Origin of the sequence: Nocardioides sp. WS12 (genome assembly GCF_014108865.1) — a bacterium.
In the GTDB taxonomy this organism is placed as follows: domain Bacteria; phylum Actinomycetota; class Actinomycetes; order Propionibacteriales; family Nocardioidaceae; genus Nocardioides.
On the sequence record NZ_CP053928.1, the window covers coordinates 5050086 to 5073505 of the forward strand.

Here is a 23420-nt window from a genome sequence, read left to right on the forward strand (position 1 = left end):
CCCGCGGTGCGCGACGCGCAGACCATGTCCGAAAGGGCAGCGCTCTCACCGCCTCCTCGCGCCTCTGTCACCAGCGCAGGTCGGGTGGTCCTTCATCGGGAGGGACCGCCGGCAGGCCGAGCACGCGCATCGCCGCGTCGGCGAGATCCAGGTTCCGGATCGGTTGCGCTCCGTCGTACGACGGCCGCCCGGTGCCCGGGTCGTGGCGGTCCGGATTGCTCTCGTAGAGGTCGCCGGCCGCGACGTCCGGTCCCCAGACCAGGAACGGGATCGTGTAGTTCTCCGCCACGAGTGCCCCGTGGTCCCGGGTGCCTGCGGCGAATCCGTGGTCGGCGGTGAGGATCACCGTGGTGGTGTCGTCCAGTGCTGGCGTGCTCTCGATCGCCGCGATGACCAGACCGACGAGTCGGTCGACCACGCGGACCGCGTCGAGGTACGCCGGACTCATGCCGCCGTCCCGGTGCCCGGCCGCGTCGGGGCCGGCGAGGTGCAGGAACGTCAGGTTCGGCTGCGCGGACACGAGATGGGCAAGGGCGTCGGCCACCAGGCGGGCCTGGGGCTTGCGCACTTCGAAGTCATCGATCGACCTCGGCCACGAGTCCCGCATGATGTCGAACTTCGTCTTGCCGGCAAACAACGCCGTGGTCAGGTGGTGGCGGTGCGCGACGGAGAAGATCGACGCGACCTTCTCCCCTGCTGCCGCCTGCACGGTGTCGTCGATCGGGTTGCCGTTCCACGTCACGCCGTGACCGCCGGCGACGGCGTCGATCCGGCGTCCGGTCACCATGCCGACGTGGTTGGGCAGCGTGACGTTCTTCTCGTAGGCGGTGCGGGCATTCAGGGTCGAGGCGCCCTCGTCGAGGAGACGGTGCAGGTTCGGTGTCTCCTTCGCGCCGAGTTCGAGGAGCGCTTCGACGGCCAGGCCGTCAACGGAGATCGCGACGACGTGGGCCCGGTCCGTGGGCTCGACGCTCGACGGGGTGGGCTCGGTCGTAGCGGGTGAACTGGTCGAGCCAGAAGAACTGGTCGGCGCCGCCACCACCGGATCCGGGTCACCAGCACTGCAGGAAGCCACCCCCAGCGTGACTGCACCGAGGCTGACCGCGACCGCCCACCTGCCGAAGCGACCCCTCACTGCCGGGTCGCGATGTCGACGCGCGGGGACCAGGCGTGGCGAGCCGGGACGTAGTCGTAGTACTCCGCGTCGCTGACCATCTGCACGTTCACCCTGATCTTCTCGCGGGCGCTGTCGCCCGGCCTCAGTTGGAACGGGAAGGCCAGACCGTCCTGGGGCGCTGCGGAGAAGTCCCCCGGGAACCGCGGGTCGTCGGCCTGCGAGCCGTCGAGGATGTCGCGGCCGTGCCCCCAGTCGCTGACCGCCCCGGACCCGGTCGCGCCGGTGGTCACGTGGCGCCACGAGACGAAGTCGGGGGTGCTGTCGCCGTCCACGTCGAACCGCACGATGACTCCCACGGGCGGCGAGGCGTTGCCGGCGAACTCCACGATCACCCAGCCGGGCTCGCCGTCCTGCTGCGGGTGGATGTGGACCAGCCTCAGGTCGCCGCCCGAGCTCGTCTCCGGACCTTGTCCGCGCAGCAGGGCGTCGCCTCTCCCGTCACTGAGGTTCAGCGGCCGGAGCGGCACCGCCTCCTGTGTCGGGGTCGTGCTCGATGCAGTCGTGGGGTCCGGGGTCGATGACGTGCTGGCCGAATCCCTGTCCTGCGCCCCGGTGTCCGGATCGTCCGAACCGCTGGTCACGAGCAGAAAGGCACCGACCCCTGCCGTCGCGAGCAGGAGCGCCATCGCCACCACCGCTCCGACGATGAGGGGCGTACGCCGGCGGGGCGGTGGGCTGGACGGGACGTACGGCGGCGGAGCCAGCGGCGGCGGAACGTTCGGCGGCCCCGGTGGGTGGTTCGGCAGCACCACGTACGGCGGCGGCACGGGAGTCACCGGAACCGTCATCGGTGCCGGGTCGTGCGTCGGACCGCCGCCCGGCGACGGCTGGCCGTCCTGCCCGCAGTTGGAGCAGAACCGGCGCCCACTCATGGGCGCACCGCAGTTGGTGCACCACGTCGGTCCGGGAGAACTGTTCACGGCGTCCGTCACTCTCCTCGTCGACCCACGCGACGTACCTGACGATTCTGTCGTCAATCGGCCGATCCCACGACCGTTTCGTCAGGTACGACGCGAGGGATCAGAGGAGTTCGTCGGCGGCGGTGGGACTCGAGTCGCGGAGGAACCCGGAGCAGCGGTCCCACTCCTCGGTCTCGCCGATCGCCCGAGCGGCGAGCGCGAGCAGGGCCAGCGAGCGCAGGAAGCCACGGTTGGGCTCGTGCTCCCACGGGACCGGGCCGTTGCCCTTCCAGCCGTTGCGACGCAACAGGTCGAGCGAGCGGTGGTAGCCGACACGGGAGTAGGCGTAGACGGTGACGTCGTCCGCACCGGCGTCGCGGGCCTCCTGGGCGAACGTGGCCCAGGCGAGCGGCGAGGCCGGCAGGCGTCGTACGACGTCCGCGGCGGAGACACCCGAGGCGAGCAGTTCGGCGGCGGGGTCGACGGGCAGGTGCGTGGGAGGGGGGCCAGCCATCAGGTCGGCGCCAGGGGTGAGGCTCATGCACCCATTGTGGTCACACGAGCGGCGACTGTCGGCGCGCGGGTGTTGACTCTTCCCGTGACCCAGAGCGCGACCCCGACCCCCACCTCGTCCGTCGAGGACATCAACCCGTGGCCGGCCCTGTGGGCCCTGGTCCTCGGGTTCTTCATGATCATGGTCGACACGACCATCGTCACGGTGGCGACGCCGGCGATCATCGAGGACCTCGACGCCGAGGTGAACGCCGTCGTCTGGGTGACCAGCGCCTACCTGCTGGCCTATGCGGTGCCGGTGATGATCACCGGGCGCCTGGGCGACCGGTTCGGCCCGAAGAATCTCTACCTCATCGGCATGGTCGTGTTCACGCTCGCCAGCCTGTGGTGCGGACTGACCTCGTCGATCGAGGGGCTGATCCTCGCCCGGGTCGTGCAGGGCTTCGGCGCCAGCATGATCACGCCGCAGACGATGGCGATCATCACCCGGATCTTCCCGGCCGACCGCCGCGGCCAGGCGATGTCGCTGTGGGGCGCCACGGCCGGCGTCGCCCTGCTCGTCGGTCCGCTGCTCGGCGGGATCCTCGTCGATGCGTTCTCGTGGGAGTGGATCTTCTTCATCAACATCCCCGTCGGGATCATCGGCATCGCGCTCGCGCTGCGCAACGTGCCGTCCCTGCCGACCCACCAGCACAAGTTCGACTGGCTCGGCGTCGTGCTCAGCGGCGTCGGCATGTTCCTGCTGGTGTTCGGCATCCAGGAGGGCCACCAGTACGACTGGGGCAAGGTCACCGGGTTCCTCACCGTGCCGATGCTCATCGTCGGCGGCATCGTCGTACTCGTGCTCTTCGTGCTGTGGCAGCACTACAACAAGCAGGAACCGCTGGTGCCGCTCAGCCTGTTCCGGGACCGCAACTACTCGCTGGCCAACATCGCGATCAGCTCGATCAGCTTCACCTTCACCGCGCTCGGGTTCCCGCTGATGCTCCACGCCCAGCTGGTCCGGGGCTACTCCCCCACCGAGTCGGCCTTGTTGATGGTCCCGATGGCGTTGTTGTCGATCGTGCTGGCCGCACCGGTCGGCAAGCTGACCGATCGCGTGCACCCGCGTCATCTCTGCAGCGTCGGTTTCGCCACCGTCGGCATCAGCCTGGTCTGGCTGTCCATGGTGACCACCCCGGACTCAGCGGTCTGGGAGCTCGCACTGCCGATGGGCCTGATGGGCGCCGGCAGCGCCGCCATCTGGGCTCCTCTGGGCGCGACGGCAACCCGGAACCTGCCGATGCAGATGGCGGGTGCCGGTTCCGGCGTCTACAACGCGACCCGTCAGGTCGGTGCCGTGCTCGGCTCGGCCGCGATCGCGCTGTTCATGGACGCCCGGCTCTCCGCCAACGGACTCACCTTCGACCCGTCGAAGGCACCCGAAGGGACGGCCGGCGGCGCGGCCCTGCCGCCCGAGGCCCTCGACCCGTTCGCCACCGCGATGGGGCAGTCGATGCTGATCGCGCCGGCGGTGATCCTGATCGGGTTGGCCGCGGTGCTGTGCTTCGCGCGACCGAAGGCTGCGGTTCGTTAACTGACGAAACCAAAGAGCGGACTGTCCGGCGGGACCTTCTCGACGCGCAGCCGCGACTCCTCCATCCGGGCGAGCAGCCCGGTGAGGTCGTCGCTGTGCTGCATCTCGATGCCGACCAGCGCGGGACCGGTCTCCCGGTTGTTGCGCTTGGTGTACTCGAACAGCGTGATGTCGTCGTCCGGCCCGAGCACCTCGTCGAGGAAGCGACGCAGCGCGCCGGGCTCCTGGGGGAACTCGATCAGGAAGTAGTGCTTGAGGCCCTCGTGGATCAGGGCGCGCTCAACGATGTCGGCGTAGCGCGAGACGTCGTTGTTACCACCCGAGACGACGACCACGACCTTGCTGCCGGGGGCCAGCGTTCCGGACACTTCCGGCAGTCGCAGGGCCGACGCGGCCAGGGCACCGGCAGGCTCGGCGATGATGCCGTCGACCTGGTAGAGGTCGAGCATCTCGACGCAGATCAGGCCCTCCGGTACGGCAACCACGGAGAGGTTGACGGCCGACCGCGCACCAGCCACGGCGGCGTAGGTCAGGTCTCCCACGCGTCGTACGGAGGCACCGTCGACGAAGGGGTCGACCGACTCCAGTTCGACCGGACCGCCGGCGTCGAGTGCTGCCGCCAGCGACGTCGCACCCGACGGTTCCGCGGCGATCACGGCCACGCCCGGAAGGCGCTCGGCCAGGACCGTCAGGCATCCCGCGATCAGGCCGGCGCCACCGACCGGGAGCACCAGCGCATCGGGAGACCAACCGTGCGAGGAGGACTGGGCCAGGATCTCGGCGGCCACCGTGGCCTGGCCGGCGATGATGCCGGGGTGGTCGAACGCCGGGATGACCGTCGCTCCTGACGCAGCAGCGAAGTCCGCAGCGGCGACCGCGGCGTCGTCGTACGCCTCTCCGGCGATGACGACCTCGACCTGGTCACCGCCGAGGGCGGCGACCCGATCGCGCTTCTGACGCGGGGTGGTGCGCGGCAGGAAGATCGTGGCGTGCACGCCCGCCCGGGCGCAGGCGAAGGCCACGCCCTGCGCGTGGTTGCCCGCGCTGGCGCAGGTCACCCCGCGCGCCCGCTCCTCCTCCGACAGTCCGGCGAGAACGGTGAAGGCACCGCGCGCCTTGTAGGACCGCACGGGCGTGAGGTCCTCGCGCTTGAGCCAGACCTCCAGCCCGGTCAGGGCAGAGAGCCGGTCGGCGCGCTGCAGGGGCGTCGTCGGAATGACCGGCGCCAGCAGGTCCGCCGCCCGGTCGACGTCGGCCGCGGTGGGAAGGGTCTCGACACGCTCCACCACCGGACTAGCCGACGGTCTTGCCGGCCGACCGCAGGTTCTCAGCGGCCTCGACGACACGGGCGGCCATACCGGCCTCGGCCGCCTTGCCCCAGGCGCGGGGGTCGTAGGCCTTCTTGTCGCCGACCTCGCCGTCGACCTTCAGGACACCGTCGTAGTTGCGGAACATGTGATCGGCAGCCGGGCGGGTGAAGGCGTACTGCGTGTCGGTGTCGACGTTCATCTTCACGACGCCGAAGTCGACCGCCGCGGCGATCTCCTCGGCGGAGGAACCGGAGCCGCCGTGGAAGACCAGGTCGAAGGGCTTGGAGCCGGCGGGCAGGCCGAGCTCGGCGACGACCGCGGCCTGCGCGTCGCGCAGGATCTCCGGGCGCAGCGTCACGCCACCGGGCTTGTAGACGCCGTGCACGTTGCCGAAGGTGAGCGCGGTCATGTACCGGCCCTTCTCGCCGATCCCGAGCGCGGCAACGGTCTGCAGCGCGTCGGCCGGGGTCGTGTACAGCTTCTCGTCGATGGCACCGACGACGCCGTCCTCCTCGCCACCGACGACGCCCACCTCGATCTCGAGGATGATCTTCGCGGCGACGGAGAGCGCCAACAGCTCCTCGGCGATGATCAGGTTCTCCTCCATCGGCACGGCCGAGCCGTCCCACATGTGCGACTGGAACAGCGGCGCCTCACCGCGGGCGACCCGCTCGGCCGACAGCGCCAGCAGCGGCCGCACGAAGCCGTCCAGCTTGTCCTTCGGGCAGTGGTCGGTGTGCAGCGCGATGTTGACCGGGTAGTTCTTGGCGACCTCGGCGGCGTACGCCGCGAACGCGACAGAACCCGACACCATGTTCTTGACCGACGGGCCGGAGAGGTACTCGGCGCCACCGGTCGAGACCTGGATGATGCCGTCCGCACCCGCGTCCGCGAAGCCCTTGAGGGCCGCGTTCAGCGTCTGGGACGACGACACGTTGATGGCCGGGAACGCGAACGCGCCTGCCTTGGCGGCGTCGAGCATCTCGGCGTACTTCTCGGGAGTTGCGATGGGCATGCTGGCTGGCTCCTGCGCGCGATCCGGTACGGACGTGTGGTTGGTCACTGATTACCGATCAACCTACCGTGGCAACCGATCGGCAGTGCGTTGCGTATCCCCCGATGACCGACCACCGACGACACACGGAGGCAACCCGTGCAGGACATGATCGACAGGCTGGCGAGAGAGCTCGCCCAGGCGCCGGAACCCGGTTTCGACATTGCGAGCACCGTGGCCTCCGGCCGCAAGGCGGTACGACGCCGCCGGATCGCCGCAGGTGGGGCGGTCCTGGCTGCTGCGCTGGTCGTCGGCGGCACCGCGTGGCTGGTCGTTCCGGGTGACGACAACGGCCCGGAGAGCAGCGAGGTGGCGGTCCAGCCGAAGGTCACACCGACGCCCACCGAGACGGTCACGATCGACCCTGGCCCGAACGACACCGAGCCCCTGCTCTCGGGGCCAGACAACCAGACGATCATCAATCCGGACGCCACGATCCTCGAGCGGGCCGACTACACGTCCGACACCGGCACGGTCGTCGACACCTACCACCTGCGCCTCAGGGGCGACGAGTACTACGCGTACATCGGCGACGACGAAGCGAGCTCGTTCCCCACCCCGGCGCAGGGCCTGACGCTGCGGGAATGGGTTGCCCAGACGGTCGACGGCAGCAACATCGGCGACGACGCCTGGGTGCGCTTCGACAACGAATCCCACCTGGTGACGGTGCTCGACGGCCTGACGATCGTCCGGCAGGAGGCGGACCCGGATCTCGGCGCGAACTTCGCCCCACCCGGCGACCCCACGGCACTGGCCGAGGTCGTGCTGGACGGGACGACGTACTTCCTCGCGGTGCGGGGCATCGCGGGTGGCCCGGTCGAGGCCATCCCCTATCGCCGTGACGCAGAGGTCGGTTCGTTCGAGCAGTTCCGCACCCACACGCAGAACCAGTACGCGGAGAACGAGTCCGGCGGCAGCGAGGGTCTGCGATGAACCGCACGGACAGAGAACTCGCCTACGTCGAATTCGCCGCATCCCGACGCGACCAGTTGCGCCGGATCGCCTACGGCATGTGCGGCGACTGGCACAAGGCCGACGACCTGGTGCAGAACGCCCTCATCAAGCTGTACGTCGCCTGGCCCCGGGTCGTGCGCGGCGGCCGTGAGGACGCCTACGTCCGCAAGATCCTGCTGAATGCGGCGATCGACGACTCGCGCCGGCCGTCCCGACGAGAGCGGGCAACCGACGAACTGCCCGAGGTCGTGGCGCCCGCATCGACCGCCCTCGAGGACCACGACTCCCTGGTCACGGCAATGCAGACCCTGCCGGCCCAGCAACGGGCGACCGTGCTGTTGCGGCACTGGCTGGGGTTGTCGGTGGCGGAGACGGCCAACGAACTCGGCATCGCCGAGGGCACCGTGAAGAGCCACTGCTCGCGGGGCCTCGAAACGCTGCGCGGGGTCCTCGCGCAGGCCGGGACAATCTAGGCGCGCCGACGCCCGACAGGGTGCTAGCGTCGGCCACCCCCCAGCTGTCTCGTCACCTCGCCCTCGGGAGCGCCGTGAAGCACGCCCATCGCCTTGCCATGTCCGTGCTGCTCGCCGCCGGGTCCCTGACCTTCGTGGGCGTGCTCGCGCCCGCACCTGCCCAGGCGGCGACCGAGCCGATGGGGCTCCTGCACGACGAACAGGTCTATGGCGACTTCGAGATCACCGGCAACACGGTCGTCGACTGCAACCCCGCCGCCACCGGATGCCTCGCTGCCCGCGACCGGCTGCGTGCGTCGGGCGACAGCCCGAACAACAACAACAACGGCTACGCCATGCAGTACGTCGACGTCGATGACGACGCCGACACCTACAACTCCTCCACCGGCACCGTGACCATTCCCGCCGGCGCCCGCGTCACGTGGGCCCGGCTGATGTGGGGCGGCAACTACGACGGCCAGCAGTGCGGCATCGGCCAGCCCGGGACCTACCCGGCCGGGTCGTCGGCGACCGCTCCCGTGCGGCTGACCGTCGGCGGCGCGGCCTCGCGGGACGTCGTACCCGGCGAGCACTCGTTCGACACCACCTCGATCGGCTACTACAGCGCGGACGCCGACGTGACCGGCGACCTGGCCGACCTGGCGTCGGGGCAGGCCGTCACGATCACCGTCGGCAACGTCTTCGCACCCACCGGCTCGGGCTGCCACGGCGGCTGGTCGCTGTCCGTGATCCACACGCTCGACGCGGCCGACTGTGGCGCGGAGCGCCGCCAGGTCTTCGTGTACGACGGCCACGTCCGCCAGAGCACGACCCCCAACTCCACGTCCATCCCGGTGAGCGGCTTCCGGGTGAGCGGCCTTCCCGTCCGTGCCGGGATCGTCGCGTACGAAGGCGACTCCAGCCAGAACGGCGACCGCTTCTACATCAACCCGCCGGCGACGCTGACCACGACGAACGGGATCCCCGAACCGACCACGGCCCTGGGTCCGAACAACTTCTTCGTGTCGGCGGCCGACAACACGCTCGAGCCGAGCCACCCCAACACGTTCTCCATCGACGCCAAGAAGTTCGACGTGCCGGCGGGCCTGATCGACCCGGGCGACACCAGCGCCGAGATGCTGACCTTCACCAACGGTGACTCGTACATGGTGCAGTCGCTCATGCTGTCGGTCCCGGTCCCCGCGCTGTGCGTGGAGAAGTCGGTCGAGCCCGCGGTGGCACGGGTGGGCGACCCGCTCACCTGGACGATCACGGTGCGCAACCCGACCACGGCCCAGGCCCTCGACGTCACGGTCTCCGACGACGCCGTCCCCGACTGCAACCGAACCTTCGGTTCGCTCGCCCCAGCCGGCTCGCAGACCTACACCTGTACGTCGACGGCGACCGACGACCTGACCAATGTCGCTGCCGCGCAGGGAGTTGGTGCCGACGGGACCCCGCTGAGCGCATCGGGGGCCGCAACGGTCGACGTCATCCATCCGTCAATCGCCCTCAGCAAGACGGCCGAACCGGACGTCGTACGGGCCGGCGCGACGGTGACGTTCACGGTCACGGCGACCAACGACGGCGACGTGCCGCTGTCCGCCATCACCATCAGCGACCCGGATGCACCCGGATGCTCGGGCCTGGTCGCCAGCCTCGCGGTGGGTGCGTCGGCCACCGTCGAGTGCACGGTCGTCGCCGGCACCGATGACTTCACGAACACCGCGAGCGTGACCGCCGACGCGCCCATCGGCGACCCCGTGACCGCTGCTGCCGAGGCACCAGTCGACGTGATCCATCCCGACGTCACGCTGATCAAGACCACCGCGGCGGACTCCGTCACGATCGGCGACAGCGTCACGTTCACGATCGAGGTGATCAACAGCGGCGACGTACTGCTCACGGACCTGGCGGTCACCGACGCGGCCGCCGCCGACTGCGCGCGGACAGCCGGGTCCCTGGCCGACCTGGCCCCCGGCGAGAGCCTCACCTACACGTGCGGGACGATCGCCGACACCGAGCCCGAGTTCCGCAACGACGCATCCGTCAGCGGTACGCCGCCCGACGGCATCGAGGTCGCCGACGACGCGTCAGCGCTGGTCGAGGTGCAGGACCCTGCCGTCACGGTGACGAAGACAGCGGACCTCGACCGGGTGCACCAGGGCGACGACGTCACCTTCACGATCACGGTGACGAACAGCGGAACCGTCGCCCTCGACCCGGTCTCGGTCGCCGACCCCGCCTTCCCGTCCTGCGACCGAGCCGATCTCGGACCGCTGGCCGTCGGGGCGTTCGTCGACTACGACTGCACGGTCACCGCACCTCTCGACGACATCACCAACACCGTCATCGCGTCGGGCACCTCGTCGCTGGGCATCGAGGTCAAGGACACCGCCACGGACGTCGTGGACGTGTTCCGCACCGGCCTCACGCTGACCAAGGACGTGGACGTCACCCGCGTGCTGCCCGGCGACCCCGTCACGTTCACGTTCACCGTCACGAACACCGGTACGGCCGAGCTCACCGACCTGGAACTGAGCGACCCGGCCTACCCGGCCTGCGACAGCGTGGTCGCCGAACTCGGCGCGGGCACCACCGTGGAACGCACCTGCACGATCGATGCCGGGTCGGCCGACATCGTGAACACCGCGACCATCGAAGGACTGTCACCGACAGGCGCCGTCGTGTCCGCCTCGTCGGGGACCGTCCTCGTCGACGTGATCCACCCGGCCCTGACCCTCACGAAGACCCCGGCCGTCGCGAGCACGACACCGGGCAGCACGGTCACGATCACCATCACGGTCGAGAACACCGGTGACGTGCGGGTCGACGGCATCGAGGTCACCGACGACCAGGTGGCGGGCTGCGAACGCGGGATCGGCGACCTCGGCGTGGGAGCCCGGTCGACGTACACCTGCGACGTGACGGTGGGCGTCGGCGGTCACCACAACGTGGCCACTGCGACCGGATCCGTCGACTGCGCCGACTGCTCCAGCACCGCGGTGACGGCCACCGACGACGCCACGATCGCCGCCGTCGCCACCCCGGACCCCGAACCCGAGCCGGGCCCGGATCCCGACGACGGGGTCTCACCCGACACCGACGCCGCCCTGCCCGACACCGGGGCGCCCGCCCACAGCGGTGCGCTGGTCGGTCTCGGAGTCACCCTCCTCCTCACCGGCCTCGTGCTGGTGGGGCGGCGCCGCGTCGAAGCGCCCTAGCCTCGCCAGTTCTCCTCGCTGCCCAGGTCGGCGTGCTGGCGCACCCACGCGTGCATCGCGATCGCGGCCGCCGCGGACGCGTTGATCGAACGGGTCGATCCGAACTGCGCGATCGAGAACGTCGCGTCGCACACTTCGCGCGCGCCCTCCGACAGCCCGGGGCCTTCCTGCCCGAACAGGAAGCAGACCCGGTCGGGGATCTCCATCGTCTCGAGGTGGTCAGAGCCCGGCAGGTTGTCGACGCCGAACAACGGCACCGGCCCGCCTCCGTCATCACTGCCGTACGACGACAGGTAGGCCGCGAGGTCCTCGACCGTGGCGTGGTGGCGGACGTGCTGGTAGCGGTCGGTGACCATCGCACCGCGCTTGTTCCACCGCCGGTTGCCGACGATGTGGACCTCGGCCGCGAGGAAGGCGTTCGCCGAGCGGACGATGGTGCCGATGTTGAAGTCGTGCTGCCAGTTCTCGATCGCGACGTGGAAACCGTGGCGGCGCAGGTCGAGGTCGGCGCGGATCGCCTCGAGGCTCCAGTACCGGTAGCGGTCCACGACGTTGCGTCGATCGCCGTCACGGAGCAGCGCTTCGTCGTACACGTCGGAACCGGGGCCCTCGGGCCAAGCACCCGGCCACGGGCCGACCCCGATCTCGGGTTGGCCGTTCGGCATCGGGTCGTACGGCGCCCGCCGCTCGTCTGTGCTGTCCAGATCATCGCCCACGATCCGACCCTATTGCCCGCGCCGTTGGGACCCGGCCGGTACCGTTGCGCCGTGAACTCGCTGGTCGCGACCCCTTTCGTCGTGCCGATGCTGCTGGGCATCAAGTGGCTGGACCCCGAATGGCTCCAGCACGAATACGGTGCCGCCTTCATCTGGATCGCGATCGGGATCGTGTTCGTCGAGTGCGGGCTGTTCTTCCCGTTCCTCCCGGGCGACACGTTGCTGTTCGCCCTGGGGCTCTTCATCGCCGGCAGCAACACCACCGGCTACTCCGTCGTGGGCATCGAGCACGAACCGACCGAACTCCTCATCGCGATGGCGTTGCTGATCGTCGCCGCCTTCGCGGGCAACGTCGCGGGCTACGAGATCGGCCGCAAGCTCGGGCCGCCGCTCTATCACCGCGACGGCAAGATCCTGAAGAAGCAGTACTTCGACAACACGAGTGCGTTCTTCGAGAAGCACGGCAACAAGGCGCTGGTCATCGGCCGCTTCGTGCCGTTCGTCCGGACCTACATCACCGTCGTCGCCGGCGTCACCGAGATGGAGCGGCGCCGGTTCTTCGTGTGGAGCGCCATCGGTGCCGTGCTCTGGGTGGTCTCGATCACCCTGCTGGGCTACTTCCTCGGTGCGGCCATCCCCGAACTCGGCGAGAACATCGACTACGTCACCATCGCCATCCTGGCCTTCTCCGCCGTCCCGCTGGTGTGGGAGTGGTGGCGCCACAAGCGTCCCGGCGCGAAGGGCAAGAAGGCCCTCACCCCCGAGCCCGCCGTCACCGAAGCCGTCACCGACGAGCGATGAATCCGTACTGAGGCGACGGTCTCTCCTGCATCACCCACTTCAGACACGGGAGCAGCGATGGCGATCAACCTCAACCCCTACATCAACTGGCGCGGACAAGCTCGCGAAGCGATGGAGTTCTACCAGTCCGTCCTCGGTGGCGATCTCCAGGTGATGACCTTCGCCGACATGGGCGGCACCGCGGCGAGTGTCGCCGAGGCCGAGGACGAGTCCGACTGGGTCATGCACGCGTCCCTGACCGTGTCGGACTCGGTGCTCCTGATGGGCGCCGACCACCCGAACCATGTGCCCGGCGAGCCGCAGACCCAGCAGGTCAGCATCAGCGGCCCGAACGAGGACGAGGCCACCCTCCGTGCCTGGTGGGAGGGCCTCGCCGACGGTGCGACCATCCAGCAGCCGCTGGAGAAGGCGCCCTGGGGCGACACCTTCGGCATGCTGTCCGACAAGTACGGCGTCGACTGGCTGGTCAACATCGCGGGCGAGAAGCCCGCCGAGTGAGCTGAATCCGGTCCCTTCTGTCGGGGACGTCAGACATGATGTCCTCACTATGGCAGCGCCCCGTTGGAGCCTCGCGGCCGTCGAGAAGGCCGCGCCCGACGCGTCGTCCCTGTCGGCAGCACGCAAGCTCGCTCTCCCCGGCCCCTGGTCGGAGACCGGCAGCACCGACGCCCTGCTCTGGGGACGCTGCCAGGGCTCGGGCAAGACGCCGTACCAGGTCTCGATCGACCTGACCGGACCTGCCTATCGCTGCAGCTGCCCCAGCCGGAAGTTCCCCTGCAAGCACGCTCTGGCCCTGCTCCTGCTCTGGGTGCGCTCCGACGGGGCGGTGGCCGATGCGGCCGAGCCCGCTGGCTTCGCGGGTGACTGGGCCGCTACCCGGGCCGGGCGCGCGGCGGAGGAGAGCGTGGCGACGGCGCGGCGTCCGGCCGATCCCCAGACCCGTGCCCGACGGATCGAGGAACGCCGGGCGACCATGTCGACGGCGCTGGACGACTTCGCCCAGTGGCTGGCCGACATCGCCCGGAGCGGCACCGCCGCCACCCGGCGCCAGCCGTGGGCGTGGTGGGACGCAGCGGCCGCCCGTCTGGTCGATGGCCAGCTCCCCGGCCTGGCCGAGCGGGTGCGGGACATGTCGTCGGCGGTGAGTCGGCGCGACGACTGGGCGGACCACCTGCTGACCGAGGTCGGGCGCTGGTGGCTGGCCGTCCAGGCCTGGCGCCGGTGGGACGACCTCGATCCGGCCACCCGCGGTGACCTGCGCACCTACCTCGGCTGGTCCTGGACCGTCGAGGACCTCGATGCTCCCGAGCAGACGAACGCCGACAGCTGGCAGGTCCTCGGTGCGCACCGGGACGAAAGGGGGCGGCTCAAGGAGCAGCGGACCTGGCTCCGCTCCACCTCCACCGGCGAGCTCGTCGTGGTGTTCGACTTCGCAGGCGGCCCGGAGCCGTTGCCCGTCGCGCAACTCGAGGGCAGCGTGCTCGACGTACCCCTGATCCGCTATCCCGGATCGGCACCCGCACGCGCCCGGTTCACCGGCGAGCCGGCCCGGCTCGCGGTCGAAACACCGCTGCCAGTCGGTGGCTCCGTCGCCGACGCGCGCGCAGCGCTGACCGCTCGCTGGCTGCAGAATCCGTGGGCGCACCGTGCCCCGGTCCTGATCCGCGGTCACCTGGTGCCGCCGACCCCCGAAGGTCCAGCGGCGCTGGTCGACGAGCGGGGCGAAGCCGTGCCGCTCCTCGGCCCCGAGCCGTGGGACCTGCTGGCGCGCACGGGCGGTGCGGTGACCGACGTGTTCGGCGAGTTCGAGGAGACCGGCCTCCGACCGTTGACCGTGACGGCAGGGGCGCCATGACGGCAGACTGGTGGCAGCAGGCGTCGGCCGCCGCGCTCCTCGGCACCACGCGTCGCGAGCCCCCGGCCATCCCGGTGGGGCTCGGGATCGCACCGCGTCCCGACCCGACCCCGGAGACGACCCTGCTCGATGCCGCGGCCGTGGGCGGAGCACTCCTGCGCGCGACCGCTCACCCGTTCCCCGTCCGCGAGACGCCGCCGCCCACGCTGCCGGAGACCGCGCCCGTGGCGCCCCCGACCGCGGTCCAGTTGCTCGGCCTGCTCCTCGACCAACCGCCGGTGAGCGCCCGGCTGCGCGCCCAGGCGCTGGGCTGGTGGCTGCACACCTGCGCCCAACGGGGAGCACGCGTCCCCCACGACCTGTTGCCGCGCCTCCTCGACCGCGCCACCAGCGACACCCCGCTGCGAGCGGCGACCCGGCCTGTCCTCGGCGAGCGCGGGCACTGGCTGGCCGCACTCCGCAGCGACTGGGCGTGGGTGCTCGACCGGCCGGACACTCCGACCGGCGCGCCGTCGTCCGACTTCGACGCGGACGCCTGGCGCCTGCTACCCGCGAACGACCGAGCCACCGCGCTGACCACCCTCACGACACCCCTCGCCCAGGCCACCATCGCCCTGCTCGAGGAAGCCCTCGACGACCGTTCCGAGAAGGTACGACGCCAGGCCTGCCTGGCACTCGACGGCGTTCCGGGTTCGGAGCGGGCCGCCCGGATGGCCGCGCGGCTGCGCCCGCTCGTCGCGATGACCGGTCGCCTTCGCCGGGGCCTGGAGGTGACCCTGCCGACCACCCCGGACGCTGCGGGCATCCGGGACGGCCTGACCACGACGCGCACCGGATCGCAGCGGGAACGCTGGCTGGAGTTGATCTGTGCGGGCGCGCCCCTGTCCGTGTGGACCGATGTGTCCGGCAAGGACGCCGCCCACACCTGGGCGATGGTGACCGAACCCGCTGCCCGGGAAGGGATCCTGCGCGCGATCCGGGTGCGCCACGACGACGTCTGGGCGGAAGCCGTCGTGGCCAGCGACCCGGCCCTGCTCGCGATCCTGCCGCCGGAACGACGTGACGCGACGGCCGTGCAGTTGCTGCGCGACAGCCGCGCGCCGACCCTGGTCGCGGCCGTGATCGCCTCAGTTCCAGCGCCCTGGAGCGCACCACTCAGCAACGCCGTGGTCGACCTCCTGCGGCATACGAAGCCTGTCGCCGGTGCGGGCGCCGGCTGGCTCGGGCCGTTGGCCGCGGGCCTGCACCCAACCGTCAGACCGCAGCTCTCGGTGTGGGCCCGATCCGACCACACCTGGGGCTCACTGCCCGCCGATCTCGACCAGTACCTGTCCTTCCTTCCAGCCATCACGGAGGCCTTCCGATGACCGTCAGCGAGTCGCCCACCACCACGGCACCGGATCCCTCCGGCGACGTACTCCGTCTCCATGCCGAGGACGAGTACGCGCACGAGCTCGCCGCGCTGGCCGCCGTGGACGACCGGCCGCGACCGCCGCAGTGGCGGCTCTCGCCGTGGGCCGTCACGACGTACCTGCTCGGCGGGACGCTCGAGGACGGGACCGAGATCAGCGCGAAGTACATCGGCGCCCGCCGGCTGATGGAGATCGCCGTCGCCTCGCTCGCCACCGACCGGGCGCTGCTGCTCCTCGGCGTGCCCGGCACCGCCAAGTCCTGGGTGAGCGAGCACCTCGCGGCCGCGATCAGTGGCAACTCCGGCCTGGTCGTCCAGGGCACCGCCGGGACGCCCGAGGAGTCGCTCCGCTTCGGCTGGAACTACGCCCGACTGCTTGCCGAAGGGCCCTCGCGTGAAGCGCTCGTACCCAGCCCGGTGATGCGTGCCATGGAGTCCGGCGCGCTGGTCCGGATCGAGGAGCTGACCCGCATTCCGGCCGACGTCCAGGATGCGTTGATCTCGATCCTCTCGGAGAAGACGCTGCCGATCCCCGAACTCGACAGCGAGATCCAGGCCCGGCGCGGGTTCAACGTGATCGCCACGGCCAACAACCGGGACAAGGGCGTCAACGAGCTCTCCTCCGCGCTGAAGCGACGCTTCAACACACTCGTCCTGCCGCTCCCCGACACCGTGGCCGAGGAGGTCGACATCGTCCGCAGCCGGGTAGCCTCGATCGGTCGCAGCCTCGAACTGCCCGCCGACCTCGCCGCCACCCCCGAGATCGAACGCGTCGTGACCATCTTCCGTGAGCTGCGCGGTGGGATGACCCTCAACCAGCGCACCACGGTGAAGTCGCCCTCCAGCACCCTTTCGACGGCCGAGGCGATCTCGGTGATGACCAATGGCGTGGCCCTCGCGACCCACTTCGGCGACGGTGTGATCCGGGCCGAGGACCTGGCGGCCGGCCTCACCGGCGCGGTCGTGAAGGACCCGGTGCAGGACCGGATCGTGTGGCAGGAGTACCTCGAGACGGTGGTCAAGGACCGGCCCGAGTGGACCGACCTCTACCGCGCCTGCCGGGAGCTGTCCTGACCGTGACGCCGCAGGTCGAGGTACTCGGCATTCGACACCACGGGCCCGGATCCGCGCGCTCGGTCGCGAACGCGCTCGACGAGCTGGACCCGACGGTCGTGGTGATCGAGGGACCTCCGGAGCTCGACGTGCTGACGTCGTACGTCACGGAAGGACTGGTGCCGCCGGTCGCGGGACTGGTCTACGCGACGGCCGAACCGTGGCGTGCGGCCTTCTATCCGATGGCGGCCTTCTCGCCCGAATGGGTGGCCTTGCAATGGGCCGTCGCGCGAGAGGTGCCGGTCCGGTTCGCCGACCTCCCGGCGACCCATGCACTCGCCCCGAAGGGTGAGACAACAGCCGCAGTCGATGCCGAGACGGGCGAGGTCGAGGAGGAACCGGCCGCGACGCCTGAGCGGAGCGACCCCATCGCGGTCCTCGCTGCCGCAGCCGGGTACGACGACCCCGAGCGCTGGTGGGAGGACGCCGTCGAGCACCGCGCGGAGTCCACGCTCGCCCGGTTCGCGATCCTGCGCGAAGCCATGGCCGAGGCCCGCGACGCTGCCCCGGTCAGCGACGACAACCTCCGCCGGGAGGCGGCCATGCGCCGGGTGCTCCGCGCGACGATCAAGGAGGGCCACGAACGGATCGCCGTGGTGTGCGGTGCCTTCCACGCACCCGTGCTGCATCCCGATGCGTTCCCCGCCACCACCGCGGACAACAAGCTGCTGACCGGGCTCCCGAAGATCAAGGTGACTGCGACCTGGGCGCCGTGGACCTCGGGACGCCTCGCCTTCGCCAGTGGGTACGGCGCCGGGGTCACCTCGCCCGGGTGGTACCAGCACCTGTTCCTCTGCTGGGCCGAGGGCCGACCCGACGACGTGGTGCCGGGCTGGTTGACCCGGGTCGCACGCGCCCTGCGCGACGACGGGCTGGACGCGGCACCGGCCACGGTCGTGGATGCGGTACGGATGGCCGAGGCACTGGCCGTCGTACGAGGTCGACCCTCGGTGGGACTCGACGAACTCATGGACGCCAGCCAGGCGGCGCTGTGCGCCGGCTCCCCGGTCCCCCTCGTGCTGGTCCAGCAGCGCCTCGTCATCGGCGAGGACCTCGGGCAGGTGCCCGAGGGCGTCCCCCTCGTCCCGCTGGCCGAGGACCTCGCGCGCCTGCAGAAGCGACTCCGCCTCAAGCCGTCCGCGACACCGACCACCGTCACCCTCGACCTCCGCAAGGAGAGCCAGCTCGAACGCTCGCTGCTGCTGCACCGGCTGGCCCTGCTCGGGGTGCCGTGGGGCATCGAAGGAGACTCCGGACGCACGACCGGCACCTTCAAGGAGGTCTGGGACCTCGAATGGCAGCCCGAGTTCGCCGTCGGGCTGGTGGAGGCCGGCCTCCTCGGGACGACCGTGTTCGGCGCCGCCGAGGCCCGGGTCCGGGAGGGCGCCGCGTCGGCCTCCGACCTGGCCACCCTGGGCCGGCTGGTCGAGGTGGCCCTGGTCGCCGAGCTCCCCGGTGCCCTGGCCGCGGTGATCGACACCTTGGCGGCCGCCACCGCCCATCAGCACGACACCCGCTCCCTCCTCGACGCCGTCGAGCCGCTGGCGCGGACCCAGCGGTACGGCGACGTCCGGCGCGCCGACGTGGGGCGGGTCCGCGACGTGCTGCACACCGTGGTCATCCGCGCAGCCGTGGAGCTCCGCTCGGCCTGTGCGGCGCTCGACGACGACGCGGCCGCCAGCCTTCGCGCCTCGATCGACAGTGCGCAGCGCGGCATCGCGCTGGTCGGGGTCGGCCTCGAGCGCTGGCGCGAGGCCCTCGGCGCCGTCGCCGCGGATGACCGGATCCACGGCGCGATCGCCGGCCGGGTCAACCGGATCCTGCTCGACGGGGGCCAGTTGAGCTCGGAGCGGGCCGCCGAGCGACTCAGCCGCCAACTCTCCCTCGGCGCCTCCCCCGCCCACGCCGCCGCATGGCTCGACGGCTTCCTCGAGGGCGAAGCGGTCCTGCTGCTGCACGACCCGACGCTGCTGACCATGATCGACGCCTGGCTCGACGGTGTCGACGAGGGTGTGTTCGAGGACCTGCTGCCCTTGTTGCGCCGCACCTTCGCGCGGTTCCTGCCCGCCGAACGACGCCAGGTCGCCACCCGGGTGCGCAACCTCGGCAGCGATCACGCCGACGTCGTGCCGGGTCTCGACCTCGAGGCGGGTCGCCCGGCGGCCCAGCGGGTCGCGGCCCTGCTCGGCCTGGCGGTGTCGGCATGAACGACGAGACCCCCGACCTGCCCGGCCCGCGCGATCGGGTCATCCGCTGGCGGCTGGTCCTCGGTGGCGACGAGGCCGACCCGGACGACGTACCGCTGTCGGCCGACGACCTGGTCCGCGACCGCGCCCTGGCCCAGTTGTACGACGGCACCGGACGTCAGTCCGGCAAGGGCAAGGGTCCGCGCGGCGGTGGGCTGGGCCGGTCGGCGCCGAGCGTCAACCGCTGGCTCGGTGACATCCGCACCTACTTCCCATCCTCTGTGGTCCAGGTCATGCAGTCCGACGCGATGGACCGACTCGGGCTGCACCAGCTGCTGCTGGAGCCGGAGACGATGGGCGCCGTCCAGCCCGACCTCAACCTGGTGACCACCCTGGTCGGGCTCAACCAGGTCATACCCGAGCACAGTCGGGCCACGGCCCGTGCGGTCGTCCGCGCCGTCACCGACGACCTCGAGCAGCGACTCCGCAGCCGCACCATTCAGGCGATCAGCGGTGCCATCGACCGGGCAGCCCGGACCCGACGCCCCCGCCACCACGAGATCGACTGGCGGCGCACGATCGCGGCCAACCTCAAGCACTACCTGCCCGAGTACAACACCGTCGTGCCGGAGCGGCTCTTCGGCCACGCCCGCCGGAGCCGACAGACCCAACGGCACATCATCTTGTGCATCGACCAGTCCGGTTCGATGGCCGAATCGGTCGTCTACTCCAGCATCTTCGGCGCGGTCCTTGCCTCAGTGCGCACCGTGTCCACTCGCCTGGTCGCGTTCGACACCGAGATCGTCGACCTGACCGACGAGATCGACGACCCGGTCGACGTGCTGTTCGGCGTCCAGTTGGGAGGCGGCACCGACATCAACCGGGCGCTGGCCTACTGCCAGTCGCTGATCGAGCGCCCCGAGGAGACGGTGCTGGTGCTGATCAGCGACCTCTACGAGGGCGGGATCGCCGAGGAGATGCTGCGCCGGGCCAACTCCATCACCGATGCCGGAACGGTGATGATCGCGCTGCTGGCGCTGAGCGATTCGGGTGCGCCGTCGTACGACGCCGACCACGCCGCCGCACTCGCCGCCATCGGCGTCCCGGCGTTCGCCTGCACGCCGGACCAGTTCCCCGAGCTGATGGCCGCAGCCATCGAGAAGCAGGACCTGGCGCAGTGGGCAGCGGCCAACGACATCACCCTTGCGAGCGCCGTCGTCGACGACTGACCCGCAAGGTTCGGATCAGGCCTGGGCGGCCGCCCGCGCGGCGTCCAGTTCGACCTTCGTCAGCACGGAGCGCAGCTCCAGCGAGACGTCCGCGAGCGGGTTGTCGTCGCCCGGGCTGCGGTCGATCGCGCACACCACGGTCTCGACGACCGCGCCACGCTCGCGCAGGGCGTTCGTGGCGTCGCGCACCGCGCCGCCGGTCGTGATGACGTCCTCGATGAGCACGATCCGCTTGCCGGCGACCTCAGGGCCCTCGGCGAGCTTGGCGGTGCCGTACTTCTTCGCCTCCTTGCGGACGAAGACGACCGGGATGCCGACGAGCTGGCTGACGGCGGTGGCGATCGGGATGCCGCCCATCTCCAGGCCACCGAGCAGGTCCGCGTCACCGGGGAGCAGCTGGGCGACCTCGCGAGCCACCCGGGCAAGCAGGCCCGGGTCGGCCTCGAAGAGGTACTTGTCGAAGTACTCGTTGCTGACCTGGCCCGAGCGGAGAGTGAACTCGCCTGTGAGGCGGCAGGTGGCGTCGATGTCGGCGGCGAGGGCGGTGTCCGTGGTCGTCACGGTCGAAGGTTATCGGGATCGGCCCTAGGGTCATGACCGTGCACCCAGCATCCCGACGCGTCGCCGGCATGGGCGAGACGATCTTCGCCGAGATGTCGGCGCTCGCCGTGCGCACCGGTGCGGTGAATCTCGGTCAGGGGTTCCCCGACACCGACGGGCCGCCGGAACTGATCGGCGCTGCGGTCGACGCGCTGCGCGGAGGCGCGAACCAGTACGCCCCGGGCATCGGCATCCCGGCCCTGCGCCAGGCCATCGCGCGCCACCAGCAGCGCCACTACGGCATCGAGCTCGACCCGAACACGCAGGTCGTCGTCACGACCGGCTGCACCGAGGCGATCGCCGGTGCCCTGCTCGGCCTGGTCGATCCCGGCGATGAGGTGATCGTCCTCGAGCCCTACTACGACTCCTACACCGCGATGATCGCCTTCGCCGGTGGAGTACGACGACCCGTCACCCTCCGCGCCCCCGACTTCCGACTCGACCCGGCCGAGCTCGAAGCCGCGGTCTCCCCGCGCACGAAGCTGATCCTGCTCAACACTCCCCACAACCCCACCGGCCGCGTCCTCGACGCCGAGGAGCTGGCGGCCGTGGCCCGGGTCGCCCAGGCGCACGACCTGACCGTGGTGACCGACGAGGTCTACGAACACCTCACGTTCGACGGTCGGGTCCACGTGCCGCTCGCAACCCTGCCCGGCATGGCCGAGCGGACCCTGACGCTGTCCAGCGCCGGCAAGTCCTGGTCGGTCACCGGCTGGAAGGTCGGCTGGGCGACCGGACCGGCCCATCTCGTCGCTGCCGTCACGGCCGCCAAGCAGTGGCTGACCTACACCTCGGGCGCGCCACTCCAGCCTGCCGTCGCCCAGGCGCTCGACAGCGCCCTCGACGGCCCGTCGGGCTTCCCAGCGCGGCTCCGGGCCGACCTGCAGGCGCGCCGCGACGAACTCGTCGCCGGTCTGACGGCGGCCGGCCTGACGTCGTACACACCGGAGGGAACGTACTTCGCCACCACCGACGTCAGTGCCCTCGGCTGGGCCAGCGGCGGCGACTTCTGCCGGTCCCTGCCCGAAAGGGCAGGGGTCGTCGCGATCCCCTCCGAGGTCTTCTACGACGACCCCGACGCGCCCGGTGCTGGCCGGCAGCTCGTGCGCTGGGCGTTCTGCAAGAAGCCCGAGGTGATCGCCGAGGCGGTCCGCCGCCTGACGGCCGCCGACCTGGCCCGCTGAGCGCTGTTCGGACTTGTTCGGACTTCACCCGCAGGCGGGTCCGGCGCCACCCGACCTCGTTGGATCCCCGAGACGTCGTGGTGCAGCGGTCCTTGAGCGTTCTGTGGGGGGTGCTCACGGACTGCTGCCAGCGGCCTCATCGTGGAATCGCTCCCACGCGCGCGGCCGGGCCGGTACCGTCGCGGCGCGGCGCATTTGGGGATGCGCGGGCAGGGGGCACGCGTGAGCACGGACAACTCCGACCGGTCAGTCGAGACAGGTCCGTTCGACGCGATCGCCGAGGACCTCAAGCGACTGCGCACGACCGCCGGCATGCCGTCGTACAACGACATCGTGGTGCGGATCGGACTGCAGCGCGAGAGTCGCGGCCTGGCCCCCGAGGTCGCCCGCCCCGCCCGCACGACCGTGTACGACGCCTTCCGCCCCGGCCGGCGTCGACTCGACGCGGCGCTCGTCGGTGACATCGTCCGGGCCCTGGGCGTGCCCGAGCACGACGTCCCGGGCTGGGAGGCGCGGGTGTTGGAGGCGCACGCCAGCGCCAAGGCCCCCACCGAGACGGCACCCGAGGCCGGCGACATCCCGTCCCTGCCGCGCCCGACCCGCCGCTGGGTCGCTGCCGTCCTCGTCGGCTGCATCGCCCTCAACCTGCTGGGGCGGGTCACCGTCGACAACGTCCTGCGCCCCCTCGACATCACGCTCTTCCTCGACATGGTCGGCACTGCCATCGCCGCCATCGTTCTCGGGCCCTGGTGGGGCGTGCTCGTCGGCATCACGACCAATCTGGGCGGCGCTGCGCTGAGCGGCTGGATCTCCATCCCGTTCGGGATCGTGAACGTCGGCGGCGCGCTCCTGTGGGGGTACGGCGTCCGCAGGCTCGGCCTGGGCCGGACGCTCCCCCGCTTCTTCGTGCTCAACCTGCTCGTCGCGCTCCTGTGCTCGGCGCTCGCGGCACCGATCATCCTGATGCTCGGCGGCACGGCGCAGCACGCGACGGACGACGTCATCGGCACCATCCGCGCCGTGACGCACCACCTGTTCGCGTCGATCTTCGCCGGCAACCTGCTGGCGTCGGTCGAGGACAAGTTGCTCAGCGGCTTCATGGCCCTCGTGGCAGCGGAAGTACTCGGTCGACCGTTTCTCGGCAAGCGCCCCCGGGAAGTCTGACG

At 70.8% G+C, this 23420-nt stretch carries 20 protein-coding genes; 13 read left to right on the top strand and 7 right to left on the bottom strand.

Annotation, left to right across the window (positions count from 1 at the left end):
* Positions 1–67: 67 nt before the first annotated feature.
* The 3 genes from HRC28_RS24540 to HRC28_RS24550 form a co-directional block, all read right to left on the bottom strand.
* Positions 68–1039, bottom strand: a complete 972-nt coding sequence (locus HRC28_RS24540; protein ID WP_182377959.1) for an alkaline phosphatase family protein — start codon at positions 1037–1039, stop codon at positions 68–70.
* Positions 1040–1131: 92 nt separating this feature from the next.
* A complete protein-coding gene (locus tag HRC28_RS24545) occupies positions 1132–2097 on the bottom strand; it encodes a zinc ribbon domain-containing protein (protein ID WP_182377960.1) in 966 nt (321 codons plus the stop codon).
* A 100-nt stretch (positions 2098–2197) separates the two neighbouring features.
* On the bottom strand, positions 2198–2617 hold the full coding sequence (locus tag HRC28_RS24550; RefSeq protein ID WP_182377961.1) for a DUF3151 domain-containing protein: 420 nt from the start codon (positions 2615–2617) through the stop codon (positions 2198–2200).
* A 57-nt stretch (positions 2618–2674) separates the two neighbouring features.
* Here HRC28_RS24550 and HRC28_RS24555 point away from each other — a divergent pair, with 57 nt between their 5' ends.
* Entirely contained in the window at positions 2675–4165 is a 1491-nt protein-coding gene (locus HRC28_RS24555) for a DHA2 family efflux MFS transporter permease subunit (protein ID WP_272902652.1), read from the top strand.
* Here HRC28_RS24555 and ilvA read toward each other — a convergent pair.
* Complete coding sequence (gene ilvA, locus HRC28_RS24560) at positions 4162–5454, bottom strand: threonine ammonia-lyase IlvA (RefSeq protein WP_182377962.1); 1293 nt, start codon at positions 5452–5454, stop codon at positions 4162–4164. The genes HRC28_RS24555 and ilvA overlap by 4 nt on opposite strands.
* A gap of 4 nt (positions 5455–5458) precedes the next feature.
* Entirely contained in the window at positions 5459–6490 is a 1032-nt protein-coding gene (fbaA, locus tag HRC28_RS24565) for a class II fructose-bisphosphate aldolase (protein WP_182377963.1), read from the bottom strand.
* A 138-nt stretch (positions 6491–6628) separates the two neighbouring features.
* On the opposite strand from fbaA, the gene HRC28_RS24570 reads away from it, so the two are divergent.
* The 3 genes from HRC28_RS24570 (at position 6629) to HRC28_RS24580 (ending at position 11159) form a co-directional block, all read left to right on the top strand.
* Complete coding sequence (locus HRC28_RS24570; RefSeq protein WP_182377964.1) at positions 6629–7462, top strand: hypothetical protein; 834 nt, start codon at positions 6629–6631, stop codon at positions 7460–7462.
* Positions 7459–7956, top strand: a complete 498-nt coding sequence (locus tag HRC28_RS24575) for a SigE family RNA polymerase sigma factor (protein ID WP_182377965.1) — start codon at positions 7459–7461, stop codon at positions 7954–7956. The genes HRC28_RS24570 and HRC28_RS24575 overlap by 4 nt, the downstream gene beginning before the upstream one ends.
* Positions 7957–8030: 74 nt before the next feature.
* Positions 8031–11159 (top strand): LPXTG cell wall anchor domain-containing protein, encoded by a 3129-nt coding sequence (locus tag HRC28_RS24580; RefSeq protein WP_182377966.1) that lies wholly within the window; start codon positions 8031–8033, stop codon positions 11157–11159.
* Here the strand turns inward: HRC28_RS24580 and HRC28_RS24585 are convergent.
* Positions 11156–11824 carry a TrmH family RNA methyltransferase gene (locus HRC28_RS24585; protein ID WP_182380971.1) on the bottom strand — a complete coding sequence of 223 codons (669 nt, stop codon included), beginning with the start codon at positions 11822–11824 and terminating at the stop codon, positions 11156–11158. The two genes, HRC28_RS24580 and HRC28_RS24585, sit on opposite strands and share 4 nt — an antisense overlap.
* A gap of 102 nt (positions 11825–11926) precedes the next feature.
* Between HRC28_RS24585 and HRC28_RS24590 the strand changes: the two genes are divergently transcribed.
* Genes HRC28_RS24590 through HRC28_RS24620 form a run of 7 tightly spaced genes read left to right on the top strand, consistent with a single transcriptional unit; the run spans position 11927 to position 20470 of the window.
* Positions 11927–12676, top strand: a complete 750-nt coding sequence (locus HRC28_RS24590) for a VTT domain-containing protein (protein WP_237111639.1) — start codon at positions 11927–11929, stop codon at positions 12674–12676.
* Positions 12677–12733: 57 nt separating this feature from the next.
* Entirely contained in the window at positions 12734–13174 is a 441-nt protein-coding gene (locus HRC28_RS24595; protein WP_182377967.1) for a VOC family protein, read from the top strand.
* 49 nt (positions 13175–13223) lie between these two features.
* Positions 13224–14531 carry an SWIM zinc finger family protein gene (locus HRC28_RS24600; RefSeq protein WP_182377968.1) on the top strand — a complete coding sequence of 436 codons (1308 nt, stop codon included), beginning with the start codon at positions 13224–13226 and terminating at the stop codon, positions 14529–14531.
* Complete coding sequence (locus HRC28_RS24605; RefSeq protein WP_182377969.1) at positions 14528–15898, top strand: DUF5691 domain-containing protein; 1371 nt, start codon at positions 14528–14530, stop codon at positions 15896–15898. The genes HRC28_RS24600 and HRC28_RS24605 overlap by 4 nt, the downstream gene beginning before the upstream one ends.
* Positions 15895–17016 carry an AAA family ATPase gene (locus HRC28_RS24610; protein ID WP_182377970.1) on the top strand — a complete coding sequence of 374 codons (1122 nt, stop codon included), beginning with the start codon at positions 15895–15897 and terminating at the stop codon, positions 17014–17016. Before HRC28_RS24605 ends, HRC28_RS24610 begins: the two co-directional genes overlap by 4 nt.
* Positions 16977–19262: a DUF5682 family protein gene (locus HRC28_RS24615; protein WP_202033174.1), complete on the top strand. Its 2286-nt coding sequence runs from the start codon at positions 16977–16979 to the stop codon at positions 19260–19262. The genes HRC28_RS24610 and HRC28_RS24615 overlap by 40 nt, the downstream gene beginning before the upstream one ends.
* Positions 19259–20470 carry a VWA domain-containing protein gene (locus HRC28_RS24620; protein ID WP_182377971.1) on the top strand — a complete coding sequence of 404 codons (1212 nt, stop codon included), beginning with the start codon at positions 19259–19261 and terminating at the stop codon, positions 20468–20470. The genes HRC28_RS24615 and HRC28_RS24620 overlap by 4 nt, the downstream gene beginning before the upstream one ends.
* Positions 20471–20485: 15 nt before the next feature.
* Here the strand turns inward: HRC28_RS24620 and pyrE are convergent, their stop codons facing one another.
* Complete coding sequence (pyrE, locus tag HRC28_RS24625) at positions 20486–21031, bottom strand: orotate phosphoribosyltransferase (protein ID WP_202033175.1); 546 nt, start codon at positions 21029–21031, stop codon at positions 20486–20488.
* Positions 21032–21063: 32 nt separating this feature from the next.
* On the opposite strand from pyrE, the gene HRC28_RS24630 reads away from it, so the two are divergent.
* Positions 21064–22254, top strand: a complete 1191-nt coding sequence (locus tag HRC28_RS24630; protein ID WP_182377972.1) for a pyridoxal phosphate-dependent aminotransferase — start codon at positions 21064–21066, stop codon at positions 22252–22254.
* 222 nt (positions 22255–22476) lie between these two features.
* Complete coding sequence (locus HRC28_RS24635) at positions 22477–23418, top strand: ECF transporter S component (protein ID WP_182377973.1); 942 nt, start codon at positions 22477–22479, stop codon at positions 23416–23418.
* Positions 23419–23420 lie beyond the last annotated feature (2 nt).